14 protein-coding genes are annotated in these 14,080 nt (G+C 65.1%); 1 reads left to right on the top strand and 13 read right to left on the bottom strand.

Features of this window, described 5'->3' with window-relative positions; genetic code table 11:
* Nucleotides 1–174: 174 nt before the first annotated feature.
* Nucleotides 175–1,857, top strand: a complete 1,683-nt coding sequence (locus Q2K57_RS12935; protein ID WP_304525300.1) for an electron transfer flavoprotein-ubiquinone oxidoreductase — start codon at nucleotides 175–177, stop codon at nucleotides 1,855–1,857.
* Nucleotides 1,858–2,001: 144 nt separating this feature from the next.
* On the opposite strand, the gene Q2K57_RS12930 is transcribed toward Q2K57_RS12935, so the two are convergent.
* From Q2K57_RS12930 to fabD, 13 genes are all read right to left on the bottom strand, one after another.
* A complete protein-coding gene (locus Q2K57_RS12930) occupies nucleotides 2,002–2,844 on the bottom strand; it encodes a sulfurtransferase (protein WP_304525299.1) in 843 nt (280 codons plus the stop codon).
* Between the two features lie 49 nt (nucleotides 2,845–2,893).
* The gene (locus Q2K57_RS12925) at nucleotides 2,894–5,149 is read right to left on the bottom strand and encodes an ATP-dependent helicase (protein ID WP_304525298.1); all 2,256 of its coding nucleotides are present in this window, start codon (nucleotides 5,147–5,149) and stop codon (nucleotides 2,894–2,896) included.
* On the bottom strand, nucleotides 5,146–5,706 hold the full coding sequence (locus Q2K57_RS12920) for a DUF1285 domain-containing protein (RefSeq protein WP_304525297.1): 561 nt from the start codon (nucleotides 5,704–5,706) through the stop codon (nucleotides 5,146–5,148). The genes Q2K57_RS12925 and Q2K57_RS12920 overlap by 4 nt, the downstream gene beginning before the upstream one ends.
* 30 nt (nucleotides 5,707–5,736) lie before the next feature.
* On the bottom strand, nucleotides 5,737–6,564 hold the full coding sequence (locus Q2K57_RS12915) for a TatD family hydrolase (RefSeq protein ID WP_304525296.1): 828 nt from the start codon (nucleotides 6,562–6,564) through the stop codon (nucleotides 5,737–5,739).
* Between the two features lie 41 nt (nucleotides 6,565–6,605).
* Nucleotides 6,606–6,941, bottom strand: coding sequence for a PilZ domain-containing protein (locus Q2K57_RS12910; protein ID WP_112053303.1), 336 nt, complete (start codon nucleotides 6,939–6,941; stop codon nucleotides 6,606–6,608).
* Between the two features lie 38 nt (nucleotides 6,942–6,979).
* Nucleotides 6,980–7,975: a DNA polymerase III subunit delta' gene (locus tag Q2K57_RS12905; protein WP_304525295.1), complete on the bottom strand. Its 996-nt coding sequence runs from the start codon at nucleotides 7,973–7,975 to the stop codon at nucleotides 6,980–6,982.
* Entirely contained in the window at nucleotides 7,972–8,640 is a 669-nt protein-coding gene (gene tmk, locus Q2K57_RS12900) for a dTMP kinase (RefSeq protein WP_112053304.1), read from the bottom strand. The genes Q2K57_RS12905 and tmk overlap by 4 nt, the downstream gene beginning before the upstream one ends.
* Nucleotides 8,641–8,653: 13 nt before the next feature.
* Entirely contained in the window at nucleotides 8,654–9,661 is a 1,008-nt protein-coding gene (gene mltG / locus Q2K57_RS12895; RefSeq protein ID WP_304525294.1) for an endolytic transglycosylase MltG, read from the bottom strand.
* Between the two features lie 33 nt (nucleotides 9,662–9,694).
* The gene (pabC, locus tag Q2K57_RS12890) at nucleotides 9,695–10,498 is read right to left on the bottom strand and encodes an aminodeoxychorismate lyase (protein ID WP_112053306.1); all 804 of its coding nucleotides are present in this window, start codon (nucleotides 10,496–10,498) and stop codon (nucleotides 9,695–9,697) included.
* Between the two features lie 7 nt (nucleotides 10,499–10,505).
* Complete coding sequence (gene fabF, locus Q2K57_RS12885; RefSeq protein WP_112053307.1) at nucleotides 10,506–11,744, bottom strand: beta-ketoacyl-ACP synthase II; 1,239 nt, start codon at nucleotides 11,742–11,744, stop codon at nucleotides 10,506–10,508.
* 230 nt (nucleotides 11,745–11,974) lie between these two features.
* A complete protein-coding gene (gene acpP / locus Q2K57_RS12880) occupies nucleotides 11,975–12,208 on the bottom strand; it encodes an acyl carrier protein (protein ID WP_112053308.1) in 234 nt (77 codons plus the stop codon).
* Nucleotides 12,209–12,337: 129 nt separating this feature from the next.
* Nucleotides 12,338–13,081, bottom strand: coding sequence for a 3-oxoacyl-ACP reductase FabG (gene fabG, locus Q2K57_RS12875; RefSeq protein ID WP_304526700.1), 744 nt, complete (start codon nucleotides 13,079–13,081; stop codon nucleotides 12,338–12,340).
* A gap of 45 nt (nucleotides 13,082–13,126) precedes the next feature.
* Nucleotides 13,127–14,080: an ACP S-malonyltransferase gene (gene fabD, locus Q2K57_RS12870; protein ID WP_112053310.1), complete on the bottom strand. Its 954-nt coding sequence runs from the start codon at nucleotides 14,078–14,080 to the stop codon at nucleotides 13,127–13,129.

Here is a 14,080-nt window from a genome sequence, read left to right as displayed (position 1 = left end):
ATCAGTATGCTTACCATGGACGAGACATGGAAGCAAACGACCGTTTAAAATTATATACTCTCGGCCAAGTCGGCTACCCGAGCGGGCTCTAATACCGCACAATAGTCATTATAAATCTGGCGCAATTCGCACGGGCATTGCCAGGCCGCGGCATCGAACAAAAGGAGAGATCAAGTGGAAGAGCAAGAACGCGAATACATGGATTTCGACGTGGTCATCGTCGGCGCCGGCCCCTCCGGCCTGGCCGCTGCCTGCCGCCTGATGCAGCAGGCGAACGAGGCCGAGCAGGAACTCTCGGTGTGCGTAGTGGAAAAGGGCTCAGAGGTAGGCGCCCACATCCTGTCAGGGGCGGTCTTCGAACCCCGCGCGCTGGCCGAACTTTTCCCCGACTGGGAAAGCCGCGGCGCTCCGCTGACCACGCCGGCCATTCGCGACGAACTCTATCTGCTCAAGGATGCCGACAAGGCCCAGCGACTGCCCAACGCCCTGGTGCCCAAGACCATGCATAACACTGGTGGCCGGCACTCCGGCGGCGACCAGACTCGCTTCGTGATCAGTGCCGGCAACCTGTGCCGCTGGCTGGGCGAGCAGGCTGAGGAGCTCGGCGTCGAGATCTTCCCGGGCTTTGCCGCTCAGGAAACCCTGCATGACGAGGACGGCACCGTGCGCGGCATTCTGGTCGGCGACATGGGCCTGGGCGCCGATGGCGAGCCCAAGGACGGCCACATGCCGGGCATGGAGCTGCGGGCCAAGTACACCCTGTTCGCCGAGGGCGCGCGCGGCCACCTGGGCAAGCGCCTGATCGACACGTTCGACCTGGACGCCGGCAAGGACCCCCAGCACTACGGCATCGGTCTCAAGGAGCTGTGGGATGTGCCCGCCGAGCAGCACGAGCCGGGGCTGGTGCTGCATGGCTCTGGCTGGCCGCTGGACAAGGACACTCACGGCGGCTGGTTTCTCTACCATGCCGAGAACCAGCAGGTAGTGGTCGGACTGATCATGGATCTTTCCTACCAGAACCCCTACCTGTCGCCCTTCGACGAGTTCCAGCGCATGAAGCACCACCCGGTGCTCAAGCAGTATCTGGAGGGCGGCAAGCGCGTGGCCTACGGCGCCCGTGCCATCGCCAAGGGCGGCCTTAACTGCCTGCCCAAGATGACCTTCCCGGGCGGGCTCTTGATCGGCTGTGATGCCGGCACCCTGAACTTTGCCAAGATCAAGGGCCTGCACACCGCCATGAAGTCCGGTCTGGTGGCCGCCGAGAGCGTCTTCGAGGCCTTGAAGGCCGGTGATGACGGCGGCAGTGACCTCCGCACCTTTACCGAGAAATGGGAAGCCAGCTGGGCCTACCAGGAGCTCAAGGAGAGCGCGAGCTTCGGTCCGGCGATCCACAAGTACGGCACCGTGGGTGGCGGCGCCTACAACTTCCTCGACCAGCTCCTGGGCGGCAAGCTGCCCAACGTCCACGACACCACCGCCGATTACGCGGCCCTCAAGAAGGCCAGCGAGTGCGAGAAGATCGAGTACCCCAAGCCAGATGGCAAGCTGTCCTTCGACAAGCCTTCCTCGGTGTTCCTCTCCAACACCAACCACGAGGAAGACCAGCCCTGCCACCTGCGCCTCACCGACCCCGAGGTGCCGGTAAGGGTCAACCTGCCGGAGTATGCCGAACCGGCAACCCGCTACTGCCCGGCCGGTGTCTACGAAATCGTCGAAGACGAGGCCGGCACGCCCAAGTTCCAGATCAACTTCCAGAACTGCGTGCACTGCAAGACCTGCGATATCAAGGACCCGTCCCAGAACATCACCTGGGTGGCGCCGGAAGGCGGGGGGGGCCCCAACTACCCCAACATGTAAGGGAAAGTCTGATTCATTGCTGCGCTCGCGACATGAAGCAGCTCTTTCCCTAATGTGAGATGACGGAATAAAAACGCCCCGCAGGCCACTGGCCTGCGGGGCGTTGTCGTTGAAGGGAGCTCGGCTCGCCTATCACTATCTGAGTCAGCCATCCCCGGTCGCGACAGAGCGGCCTGGATCGCGAATCCAATCGCTCCAGGAGCCGGCATAGAGGCGCGGCAGCGGACGACCGGCGATGGCGTAGGTGAGGATGTTGTGACAGGCGGTAACGCCGGAGCCGCAGTAGGCGATCAGGCCGTCGGCAGCCTGAGCATCGACGTCAGCCAGCTCGGCGTTAAGCTTTTCCGCTGGCTTGAAGCGCCCGTCGGCGGCCAGGTTGTCGGCACTGGGTCGGCAGCGCGCGCCGGGAATATGACCAGCCACCGGGTCGATGGGCTCGACCTCGCCGTGAAAGCGCGGCAGGCCCCGAGCATCCACCAGCGCCGAGCGCCCCGGCGTGATGTCGGCGGCGGTCACCAGGGTGCTGTCATCAAAGTTCGGCCGCCAGTCACTCGAGGCAGGCGTGGCCACCTCGCCGGCCTCGAGCGCCCCGCCACTGGCCTGCCAGGCCGGCAGACCGCCGTCGAGCACGCGCACTTCGGCATGGCCCGCCCAGCAGGCCAGCATCCACCAGGCTCTGGCTGCGGCGAGCTGGCCGCCCATATCGTCATAGACCACCACCGGCACATCCGGTGTAATCCCCAACCGCTGGATCACTGCAGTAAAGGCCTCATGGCTCGGCAGGGGATGGCGGCCGCCCTCGCCTGCCGGCGCCGACAGATCGTGTTCCAGGGCCAGATGCTGGCTGCCTGGCAGGTGGCCGTCCCGCCACAGGGCTCGCCCGGCGTCAGCGTCATCGAGCCGGGCACGACAATCAAGCAACAGCGGTGGACGTGATGACGCCTGGGCAGCGGCAAGGGAAGCGCTATCGATCAGCGGTTGGTTCATGCAATGTCTCTCCTGACGTGCTCCTGACGTTCATGAGATGAGTCGCGGCCTACTCGGCGATCGGCGTCGCTGACAGCGGCTCGATGGGGGCACGGCTGGCGATCAGCCGGCGCTTACCGGCCTGAGCGAAGCGTACCTCGATGACAGGGTCTCGCGGGTCGCCCTCGACAAGGTCCACCTCGCCCTCACCGAACACCGCATGCCGCAGACGCTGGCCGACGCTGAAAAAGAAACCGGACGCCGATTCACTCGGGCTGTCGGCCTGGGGGGCAGACGGCTCGGTCCTGACCGTCACCGGAATCGAACGCCCTTGAGCAGTCAGATACCGCTCGGCCAGGGCCGGCTGCTCCACCGCCAGCGGCGCCGGCGACTCGGCGACACCCTCGCCAGATCCAGCGCTCTGCGCATCGCCCTCGTTCAGCGCCTCGGCGAGGCGCTGGCAGTCCTGCCAGGCGGTCTCGGCGATGAAGCGGCTGGGGCGATGCTCGCCGCCGTCATGCAGCATCAGCAAGCGCTCTCGGGCGCGCGTGATGGCGACATAGAAGAGCCGGCGCTCTTCCTCGAGACGCTCGTCGCTAAGCGGATTCTCGCGGCTGTAGTGGGGAAAATCTTCCTCGTTGGTTCCCCACAGGGCCACCAGTGGCCATTCAAGGCCCTTGGCGCCATGCACGGTGGTGATCAGCACGCCATCCTCGCGGCTCTCGACCGGTTCGCGCAGCAGGGCAATGAAAGCGTCGGGATCATGGGCTAGCTCGCCGGCCTGTTCGATCAGCACGTCGAGCAGGCGCACGTCCTCCTCGCCCTTCTCGCGGCGCGCCGCAGCGCGCTTCAAGACCTTCTCGGCGTCCAGCCGCTCGACCACATGGGTGAGCAGCTTGGCCGGCGGCCAGGCAGCCAGACGCGGCAGCTCGCAGAGCAGCTCCCAGCGCCGCTTGAGGTTGCGACGCTGCAGAGGCTTCAGGCTTTGCAGCAGCGGGTCCTGGCGATCCGGCCAGCACTGGGTCTCGGCCAGACGCAGCGCCAGGGCACCGAGCCGTTCCCGGGCCACGAAAGGCGTGGGCTGGGCAAGCAGTAACTCGAGGTGTCCGGGGTCCCTGAGCAGTTCGGGTTGGCGGGCCAGCATCAGATAGCCGGCCAGGGCCTGGACCAGCGGCAGGCGGAATACGAAGCGGTCGTCCCGGGACAGCCGGAAGGGAATGCCTGCCCGCAGCAGGGTCAGCTGCACCGACACCGACAGCGCCCAACTGCGCACCAGCACACAGCTCTCCGATAGCATCCGCCCCTGGCGCTGCCAGCCGACGAGAGCCTCGGCGAGCCGCTGCCCGCCCTGCGCCACCTGCAGCGTGGTGAACGGATTCTCGGGAATGGCCAGGCACAGCTGATCCGGGCGACGCCGATTGGCAGCGATGGCGTGGTTGGCGGCCAGCGCCAGGGCATGGCCGTGGCGGAAAGTGGTCGAGAGCGGATAGTCCCGCGCCTCGCCGAAGATGGCAGTGAAGTCGTCGAGCATGGTGTCGGGGCGGGCCCCGCGCCATTCATAGATGCACTGGTTGGCATCGCCCACCGCCATCACCGCCGCCGTCTCGCCGGCCAGCAGGGCCAGCAGCCGCTGCTGGGCGGCATTGATGTCCTGATACTCGTCGATGATGACTTCGTCGAGGAAGCCCTGCACCCGCGCCTTGAGCGCTGGCTCCCGCTCGAGTGCCTTGAGCGGGCGATACAGCAGATCGGCGTAGGTCATCTGGTGATGGTCGGCGAGCAAAGCCTCGACGGTATCGAAGGCCTCGACGAAGTGGCCGGTGTCGGCGCCGTAATCGAGGCGCTCATGCAGCTCGCTGGGATCGGCAAGTTCGGCCTTGACCAGTTCGCAGAAATGGCCGAATGCCTCCAGGCGGTCGGGCTCCAGGGCATCCTCGAGCCGCGTCTGGTCACCGGCCAGCGTCTGCTGCACGGCCTGGCGCAACAGGCGCTCGCGCTGCCAGTCGGCGGCCAGCAACTGGCGGGGTGCCAGCGCCCCCCAGCGCGTCAGGCTCTGGGTCAGACGGTGGCCCAGCGAGTGAAAGGTGCGCACATCGGGCAGCGGCGTGCCGGCCGGCGCCTGAGCCACCAGCTTGGCGGTAAAATCCTCACGGGCGGCGCGATTGAACATCAGCACCAGCATGCGCCTGGGCGGCACGCCCGTGGCGAGCAGATGCAGCACCCGAGCCACCAGCGTAGTGGTCTTGCCGGCGCCGGCCACGGCGGCCACCCGAGCATGCCCGCCGGGGTGACCGACCACCGCCTGCTGCTCAGAGGTCAGCCTCACGGGCCCTCCTCGGCAAACCGACCCAGCGGCTGCCAGATACTGGCACTCTCGATGCCAAGCTCCTGCTGGGGAGCGCCACCGTCGACGACCGTGTGGCTAGCGGCCTGCTCGACCAGCCGATAATAGACATTGCGGTGCAGCCGCGCCGACAGACCGAAACGCACCGGCACCGAGGGGATATCCCGGTCCAGCCTCAAGCGATGATCGCTATCCAGCGTCAGCCGGTCGCCGACGTTGGTGGTCAGGGTCCAGATGCCGTCATGGTGGTCGGCATCGACGATCAGGAAGGCGCAGTCCTCGACCTTGATTCGCCACTTTTCGACGGGCGTCAGCAGGTAGTGCGCCCCATCGTCCTCACGACGCAAAATGGTCGAGAGCAGTCGCACCAACCGGCCACGGACAATCGGCTCGCCCTCGTGCCACCAGCGGCCGTCGGCACGGATGCATAGGTCCATCTCGCCCGACAGCGGCGGGTGCCAGTCCTCGAGCGGCGGAATCGCTCCATCGCCCTCGATGTGTCCCAGCAGGGGCTCTAGCGGCGGGTGATCGATCGGCATCGGATGTCCTCCTCGACGGCGGCGACGGGCTCAGATCAACCCGGATTGGGCCAGGGACTCTCTGAGGTCGTCAGGCGCCTCCGGCACGGCGGCACGGAAGAGTCGATAGAAATTGGCGGTGGTCTGCATGGCCACTTCGTCGACGCTGATGCCGCGCTCCTCGGCGATGCATTCCGCCACCTCGACGACCCACTGTGGCTCGTTGGGTTTGCCACGGTGCGGGACCGGCGCCAGGTAGGGACTATCGGTCTCGATCAGCAGGCGATCAAGCGGCACCTTGCGTGCCAGCTCGCGCACCGTCTTGGCATTGCGGAAGGTGACGATGCCGGACAGCGAGATGAAGAAACCGTGGCGAACCGCCTCACGCGCCATGTCCAGGTCCTCGGTGAAACAGTGCAGCACGCCGCCGATGTTGGGGTCAGTGTGCTCACGGATCAGCGCCAGGGTGTCCTCGCGGGCCTCGCGGGTGTGGATGATCACTGGCAGCTCGAGCTCGGTGGCGGCCATCAGATGGCGGCGAAAGCGCTCGTACTGCACCTCGCGCGACACACCATCGTAATGATAGTCGAGGCCAGTCTCGCCGATGGCGACCGCTTCATGACGCTCGGCGCACGCCTTGATGGACGCCACCGTCGGCTCGTCGGTCACCTCGTGCAGCGGATGCACGCCGGCGGAGATCACCACGTCGTCATGAGCGCGGGCGATCTCGGCGAGCCCGGGCACGTCTTCGAGGGTCACGGCGATGGCCAGGAACTGGCGCACATCGCGTGCTCGAGCGGCATCGAGGGCAGCATTCAGGTCGCCGTCATGGGCGCTCAGGTCGAGACGATCGAGATGGCAGTGGGAATCGACAAACATGGGTCACTCGGTCAGAGAAAAAGAGGGAAAACGAGAGAGCGTCACAGGGTATAGGTGGGAGCGCCCTTATCGAGCTGGCCGGCCAGCAGCGTCTCGATGCGGTCGCGCACGCCCTGGTCCTCGGCACGAAAATGCAGGCCAATGCCGGGTACCCGCCGCCCGGTTACGCCGGGCGGCGAAACCCAGACTACCTGCCCAGTCACCGGGTAGCGCTCGTCATCGCCGGGCAGGGTCAGCAACAGCAGGATTTCCTGGTCGAGCGTATAACGCTCGCGGGTCGGCACGAAGATGCCGCCCCGCTCCAGCGAGGGCATGTAGGCCGACAGCAGGGTCGGCAGATCCTGAATCGTCAGTGACAGCGCCTTCTGACCGGCCATGATGATTCCTCGTGGTGAAAAGAACGACGAGAGTGGCGCTATGAGCGCAGCAGTGCCGACCAGCGCACCAGCCAGGCTTCCAGCACCAGTTGGGGGTTGGGGTTGCCGCCGGAGGCCAGCAAGCGACGCTGCTCGCGGGCGAAGTCGAGCAGCCTGAACCAGTCGCGCACCCGAGCATTCTTGACTGCCTGGCGGTATAGCGGCAGTAGATCGGGGTTGCGCAACGCCGCACTGTCACCGGACAGGCCCAGGCGGATCAGGTCCTCCAGCCAGCCGATACCGTACCACAGGATGGCCTCGACCGATTGACCGGCCAGTCGCGAGGCCTCGGCCACCGGCTCGGCGCCCCGCACCAGGGCATCGAACAGCTCATGCAGGGTCTGGCGCAGCTGACGGGCCTCTCCGGTGGCGAGATCACGGGCCAGCAGCGGCAGCCCGCCGGCCACCTGCAGCCAGAAGGCGGCATCCTGATGTTCTCCCAGCGCCTCGACTAGCCAGGCCTGGCACGCCTGTGGTTCGGGCGTGGCCAGCCGCCACTGCTGGCAGCGCGAGCGCACGGTGGGCATCAGCCGCGAGGGAATCTCCGCCAGCAGCACGAACAGGGTGCTGGCACCGGGCTCCTCGAGGCTCTTGAGCAAAGCGTTGGCAGCGGCCACGTTCATGGCCTCGGCGGGTTCGATCACGATGACCCGGTGGCCACCCTGCTGGGCGGTCTGATTGACGAAGGCGTTGACCTCGCGAATCGGGTCGATGCGAATCTGACGCCCCTTGTCAGCAGGGCTGACTCGCTTAAGGTCCGGATGATAGCCCGATGCCAACATCGCGCAGCTATGACAGTGCCCGCAGGCGACGTCTCCGGGATGATGGCAAAGAGTGCGGGCGATCAGCGCCTCGGCAAGCGCCTGAGGCCCGACGCCCTTTGGCCCGGAAAGCAGCAACGCATGGGGCAATCGCCCGCCATCCTGAAGGGCGACCAGCTGCTGCCATAGCTCGGTCTGCCAGGGCAGCGGCGCAGGCATGGTCTCGGCGCTCATCCGCCCTCCTCGGCCGGCCCCTGGCCCAGTTGACGCTCAAGTGTTGTGACAATCGAGGCCTGCACGGCCTCGAGCGACTGGCCGGCGTCGATGACGGCGAATCGCTCGGGGGCGGCTTCGGCTCGGGTGAGGTAGGCGTCGCGAACACGGGTGAAGAAGCCCAGCCGCTCGCGCTCGAAGCGGTCGCGCTGACCGCCCTGATCGTCAATGCGCGAGGCCAGGCGTTGCTGGGCGGCATCGGCCGGCATGTCAAGCAATAGTGTCAGATCCGGCGTCAGCTCACCCTGCACCAGGTGCTCCAGGGTGGCGATACGCGAGGGATCGAGACCGCGACCTCCGCCCTGGTAGGCAAAGGTGGCGTCGGTAAAGCGATCACAGACTACCCATGCACCACGCGCAAGCGCCGGCCGAATGCAGCGCGCCAGGTGCTGGGCGCGTGCCGCAAATACCAGCAGCAGCTCGGCATCGTCATCCAACGGCTCATCGATATCCGGGTCGAGCAACAGGCCGCGAATGGCTTCGGCCCGGGGTGTGCCGCCGGGCTCGCGGGTGCGCACTACCTCGATGCCTCGCTCGCTGAGAAAACGACACACCAGCTCAACGTTGGTGGTCTTGCCTACGCCTTCGCCGCCTTCCAGGGTGATAAAGCGTCCGCGGGTGTCCATAAGGCTCCTGGCGTCAGCGGTTGAGAATATAACGCCGCACGGCGGCATTGTGCTCGCGCAGGGTACGCGAGAAGTGATGGGTGCCGTCGCCCTTTGCCACGAAATACAGCGTATTGCCTGGCGCCGGATCCACCGCCGCCTCGAGGGCCGCTCGACCCGGCATGGCGATCGGCGTCGGCGGCAGGCCATCGATCACGTAGGTGTTGTAGGGCGTGGCCTCACGCAGGTCGGCACGGGTGATGTTGCCGGCATAGTCCTCGCCCATACCGTAGATCACGGTGGGGTCGGTCTGCAGGCGCATGCCGCGCTCCATGCGACGCGCAAAGACCCCGGCGATGGCGCGGCGCTCCTGGCTGGCCCCGGTTTCCCGCTCGATCAGCGAGGCCATGATCAACGCCTCGTAGGGGCTGTCGATGGGCAACTGGCGATCCTTGTCGCGCCCTTCCCAGACCTCATCGAGAATGGCCTCCATGCGTTCATGGGCCTGGCGCAGGATTTCCATATCCGTGACGCCCTTGTGATAGCGGTAGGTATCGGGGAAGAACCAGCCTTCGGGATGCTCGCCTTCGCGATCCAGCGCGGCCATGATCTCGGCATCGCTCATGCCCTGTGTCTCATGAACCAGCTTCTCGGCCTCATTCAGACGCGCGCGCATTTCAGCGAAAGTCCAGCCTTCTGGAATCGTCAGCGGGTAGGTCACCACTTGGTCGCTGCCCAGCAGGGCCAGCGCCTCACGGCCAGTCATGCCCGGCTCGAGCCGATACTCGCCAACCTTGAGACTGGGAACCGACGACGGGTCGAGGCGAGTCAGCAGGCGAAAGGCCCAAGGGGCTTCAAGAATACCGCGACTGGCCAGGTCCAGCACAACCTGATGGAAACCGGCCCCGGCAGGCACTTCGTAGAGGGTCGGCTCACTGATGTTGATCGGCACGACCAGCCGGCTTTCCCAATAACGATAACCGCCGATCGCCAACGCAGCCGTCACGGCTAGCAGGGCCAGCAGAATTTTTCCCACTCGCATGATGTCTCCTCAAGGAACCGCCGCCAGCCGGGATCAGGTCAGCGACGGATAGCCCAGCAGGCGCTGGGCGTCGTTCTGCAATCGGCGATGCGTCTCGCCAATCGTCCAGGTGATGAGCGCATGGCCATCGCTGTCATCGAGCCGGGTCACCGGCCACAGGCCTTGCAGGGAGTTACCAAGCCACAGAGCCTCGGCCTGCTCAAGACGCGCAGGCATCGCCTCGACTTCTGCGATCGAGCGCTCGTCGAGCAGTGCCTGACGCAGGGTGCCGGCGACGCCGCAGCGGTCGAGCCGCGGGGTTTCCAGGCGCCCGTTGCGCTGCCAGAAGAGGTTCATGCAGGTGGCCTCGATGATCTGCCCGTCGCTGTCGCAGAGCAATCCCTCGGCAACGTCGGGATCCGACCACTCACCGCGGGCCAGCACGTTCTCCAGGCGGTTGAGGTGCTTGAGCCCGGCGAGCCGCGGCTGAATACCCAGCCGCAAGGCACAGTGCCGAACCCGCACTCCCTCACGCCAGCGTGCCTCGGCGGGAGCAAAAGGCAGGTGCTGAACCAGCAGGCGCGGCTCGGGATCGGCCGGCGCCAGATAGCCCCGCCCGCCGCTGCCACGCGTCACGATCAGCTTGAGCACACTCAGTCCGGCCGGCGCCCGAGCAGGCAACTGATCCAGCTCGTCACGCTGGGGGGCAGGAAAGCCCAGCCGCTCACAGCCACGCGTGAGGCGCGCCAGATGCGCGTCCCACAGCCGGGGGGTGCCGTCTCGTACCAGCACCGTTTCGAAGACGCCATCGCCGTAGGCCAGACCGCGGTCGTTCAGCGGCAGCGCTGCCTCACTCATCGTTTACTCAGACCCGGGTAAAGATCAGCGAACCGTTGGTGCCGCCGAAGCCGAAGGAGTTCGACAGTGTGGTGTCGATCTTCATCTCGCGGGCGGTATGCGGCACGTAATCCAGATCGCAGCCTTCCTGGGGGTTGTCCAGGTTGATGGTGGGAGGCGCCACCTGATCCCGGATCGCCAGCACACAGAACACCGCCTCGACGGCACCGGCGGCGCCCAGCAGGTGACCAATCATCGACTTGGTGGAGCTGACGGCCACGGACTTGGCGCCCTCGCCCATCACCTTCTCAACGGCCCGGCTCTCGGCCAGATCGCCGGCTGGCGTGGAGGTGCCATGGGCGTTGATGTAGTCGATGCTGGCGGGGTCGATGCCGGCATCGTGGACGGCGTTGCGCATCGACATGGCGGCACCGCTACCGTCTTCCGGCGGCGCCGTCATGTGGTAAGCATCGTCGCTCATGCCAAAGCCAGAGAGCTCGGCATAGATGGTCGCCCCGCGCGCCTTGGCATGCTCGTATTCCTCGAGCACCATGACGCCGGCACCATCGGACAACACGAAGCCATCGCGGTCCCGGTCCCAGGGCCGGCTGGCCGACTCGGGATCGTCATTGCGGGTCGACAGCGCCCGCGCCGCCGAGAAGCCGCCCAGACCCAGCGGTGTGGTGGCCATCTCCGCCCCGCCACAGACCATGACGTCGGCATCGCCGTAGGCGATGGTGCGCGCGCTGTACCCAATGTTGTGGGTACCGGTGGTGCAGGCGGTGGTAATGGCGATGTTAGGACCACGGAAACCGTGCTGTATCGCCAGGTTGCCGGAGATCATGTTGATGATCGAGCCGGGTACGAAGAACGGCGAGATTCGGCGCGCACCGCCCTTGTTAAGAGCGTTATGGTTATGCTCGATCATCGGCAGCCCGCCGATGCCGGAGCCAATCGCCACACCGATCCGGTGAGCGTTGTCTTCGGTGCACTCCAGGCCCGCGTCGCTGATGGCCTGTCCGCCGGCGGCAATGCCGTACTGAATGAACAGGTCCATCTTGCGCGCGTCCTTGGGGTTCAGATAAGGACTGATATCGAAGTCCTTCACCGACCCACCGAAGCGCGTGTTGAACCCGCTGGTATCGAAATGTTCGATGGCGGAAATACCGCTTTTGCCGGCGACAATGTTCGCCCAACTTTCATCGACGGTGTTTCCTACGGGCGTTACCAGACCAAGCCCAGTCACCACGACCCTTCTACGAGGCATCAGCTTCCCTCCAGACTATTCAGGTGGCATGCCGCAGCATACCGACGTTGCGGGAATTATACCTGAACTCCCCGGGGGTGTGTCTCCACCTGGGGGCTCCCGCTCCGGCCGGCATATAGGCGTATCGCACCAAAAAAAACGGGAGCCACCCATCGATAGTCAGGGTGGCTCCCGTGTCAGGTCACGTATGTGAACCTGGCGACCATTGAGGTCGCGATCTCAACGCCCGCTTACTGGTGGGTGTTGACGTAGTCGATCGCTTCCTGAACGGTGGTGATCTTCTCGGCTTCTTCGTCGGGAATTTCGGTATCGAATTCCTCTTCGAGCGCCATCACCAGCTCGACGGTATCAAGAGAATCGGCACCGAGATCTTCGGTAAAGGAAGAGGTGTTCTGGATATCTTCTTCCTTGACGTTCAGGCGCTCGGCCACAACCTTCTTCACGCGCTCTTCGATGGTGCTCATTAGTTACTCACTCCAGTCGTTCAAGATAGCCGTTAACTTACAGCCGGATAGAATCCGCAAGCCCAAAAAAGCTGCGGAGTAGTGTATAGACCGCTAGGGGCCTTCGCAACATGAGAGTCGGCCAAGCCGTCAGCGCATGTTCATGCCGCCGTTGACCTGCAGTGTTTCGCCGGTGATATAGCCGGCGGCGTCACTGGTCAAGAAGCCCACGGCCGCAGCAATTTCCTCGGGCTGACCGAGACGAGTCAGCGGAATCTGTGACATCAGGGCATCCTTCTGCGCCTGCGGCAGCGATTCCGTCATGTCGGTGGCGATGAAGCCAGGTGCCACATTGTTGACGGTGATGTTGCGCGAAGCAACCTCACGCGCCAGCGCACGGGAGAAGCCTTCCATGCCAGCCTTGGCCGCAGCATAGTTGCTCTGCCCCAGATTGCCCATGGTCGCGACCACCGAACTGATGCTGACGATACGCCCAAAGCGCGCCTTGGTCATCCCGCGAACGCACGCCTTGGTGACGCGATAGAGGGACTTGAGGTTGGTGTCGATGACATCATCCCACTCGTCTTCCTTCATGCGCATCAGCAGGTTGTCACGGGTGATCCCGGCATTGTTGACCAGGATGGTCGGCGCACCGAACTCATCGCCAACCGACTTGAGCAGCGCATCGATGCTGCCCTGGTCAGTAACGTCGAGCTTGCGGCCGGCACCCTCTATGCCCTGCTCCTTGAGATAGGCATCGATGGCCTCGGCGCCACGATCGCTGGTGGCCGTACCGATGACGACACGGCCCTGACGGCCGAGTTCGAGGGCGATCGCACGACCGATGCCACGACTGGCACCCGTCACCAGGGCAATTCTAGATTCACTCATAATTCAATCCGCATTATTGCTGTCGTCTTGTAGCGACATGCCTCCACCTTATTCGGTAGCGGCACTGCGCGCCAGTTCGAGTGCGCTTTCCAGGCTGTCCGGATCGTTAACGGCCAGCCCCTTGACGGAGCGATTGATGCGCTTGCCAAGGCCGGTCAACACCTTGCCGGGGCCGCACTCGATGAATACTTCGGCGCCCTGCCCAGCCATCTTCTCGATGCAGGAGGTCCAACGTACCGGCTGATAGAGCTGCTCGACCAGCCGGGTGCGCAGGGTGTCGACATCGGCATGAGCCTGGGCATCGACGTTCTGCACCACCGTATAGCGCGGAGGACGCATCTCGATGTCGCTCATGGCGCTCGACAGTCGGTCGGCAGCCGGGCGCATCAGGTCACAGTGCGAAGGCACCGACACCGGCAGCGGCAGCGCACGCTTGGCGCCAGCCTGCTGGCAGAGAGTGATAGCGCGCTCGACGGCAGCCTTGCCGCCGGCAATCACGACTTGGCCCGGCGCATTGTAGTTGACTGCGGCCACCACCTCACCTTGAGCCGCCTCGCGACAGGCTTGCTCCACGGCGCCATCATCGAGCCCGAGGATCGCGGCCATGCCACCGGTACCCGCGGGCACGGCTTCCTGCATGGCCTCACCACGCAGCCTGACCAGGCGCACCCCTTCGGCGAAGGGCAGGACGCCTGCACAGACCATGGCACTGTACTCGCCAAGGCTGTGTCCGGCCATGGTGCCAGGGCGCGGACCTTCCAGCTCCTGCCAGACACGCCAGATGGCAACGCTTGCCGTCAGCAGCGCCGGCTGGGTGCAGGCAGTAGCGTCCAAGTTTTCGGCAGGTCCTTCCTGGACAACATGCCAAAGATCATAGCCCAGGGCGTCGGAGGCCTCTTCGAAGGTGGTTCGTACCACGCTGTATCGTTCAGCCAGCTCCCGCATCATGCCTACTTGCTGGGAGCCCTGCCCCGGGAACACGAGGGCCAGGGATTGCGTCAT

The sequence above is a fragment of the Halomonas sp. I5-271120 genome, from assembly GCF_030553075.1.
GTDB lineage: Bacteria > Pseudomonadota > Gammaproteobacteria > Pseudomonadales > Halomonadaceae > Onishia > Onishia taeanensis_A.
Note: the sequence above shows the minus strand (reverse complement) of the source record. Positions and strands in the feature narration are given on the sequence as shown.

Coding starts and splice junctions, on each gene's coding strand:
- Q2K57_RS12930 (WP_304525299.1), bottom strand. CDS start 2,844: ATGAACCAACCGCTGATCGATAGCGCTTCCCTTGCCGCTGCCCAGGCG.
- Q2K57_RS12920 (WP_304525297.1), bottom strand. CDS start 5,706: ATGCCGATCGATCACCCGCCGCTAGAGCCCCTGCTGGGACACATCGAG.
- Q2K57_RS12915 (WP_304525296.1), bottom strand. CDS start 6,564: ATGTTTGTCGATTCCCACTGCCATCTCGATCGTCTCGACCTGAGCGCC.
- Q2K57_RS12910 (WP_112053303.1), bottom strand. CDS start 6,941: ATGGCCGGTCAGAAGGCGCTGTCACTGACGATTCAGGATCTGCCGACC.
- Q2K57_RS12905 (WP_304525295.1), bottom strand. CDS start 7,975: ATGAGCGCCGAGACCATGCCTGCGCCGCTGCCCTGGCAGACCGAGCTA.
- tmk (WP_112053304.1), bottom strand. CDS start 8,640: ATGGACACCCGCGGACGCTTTATCACCCTGGAAGGCGGCGAAGGCGTA.
- mltG (WP_304525294.1), bottom strand. CDS start 9,661: ATGCGAGTGGGAAAAATTCTGCTGGCCCTGCTAGCCGTGACGGCTGCG.
- pabC (WP_112053306.1), bottom strand. CDS start 10,498: ATGAGTGAGGCAGCGCTGCCGCTGAACGACCGCGGTCTGGCCTACGGC.
- fabF (WP_112053307.1), bottom strand. CDS start 11,744: ATGCCTCGTAGAAGGGTCGTGGTGACTGGGCTTGGTCTGGTAACGCCC.
- acpP (WP_112053308.1), bottom strand. CDS start 12,208: ATGAGCACCATCGAAGAGCGCGTGAAGAAGGTTGTGGCCGAGCGCCTG.
- fabD (WP_112053310.1), bottom strand. CDS start 14,080: ATGACGCAATCCCTGGCCCTCGTGTTCCCGGGGCAGGGCTCCCAGCAA.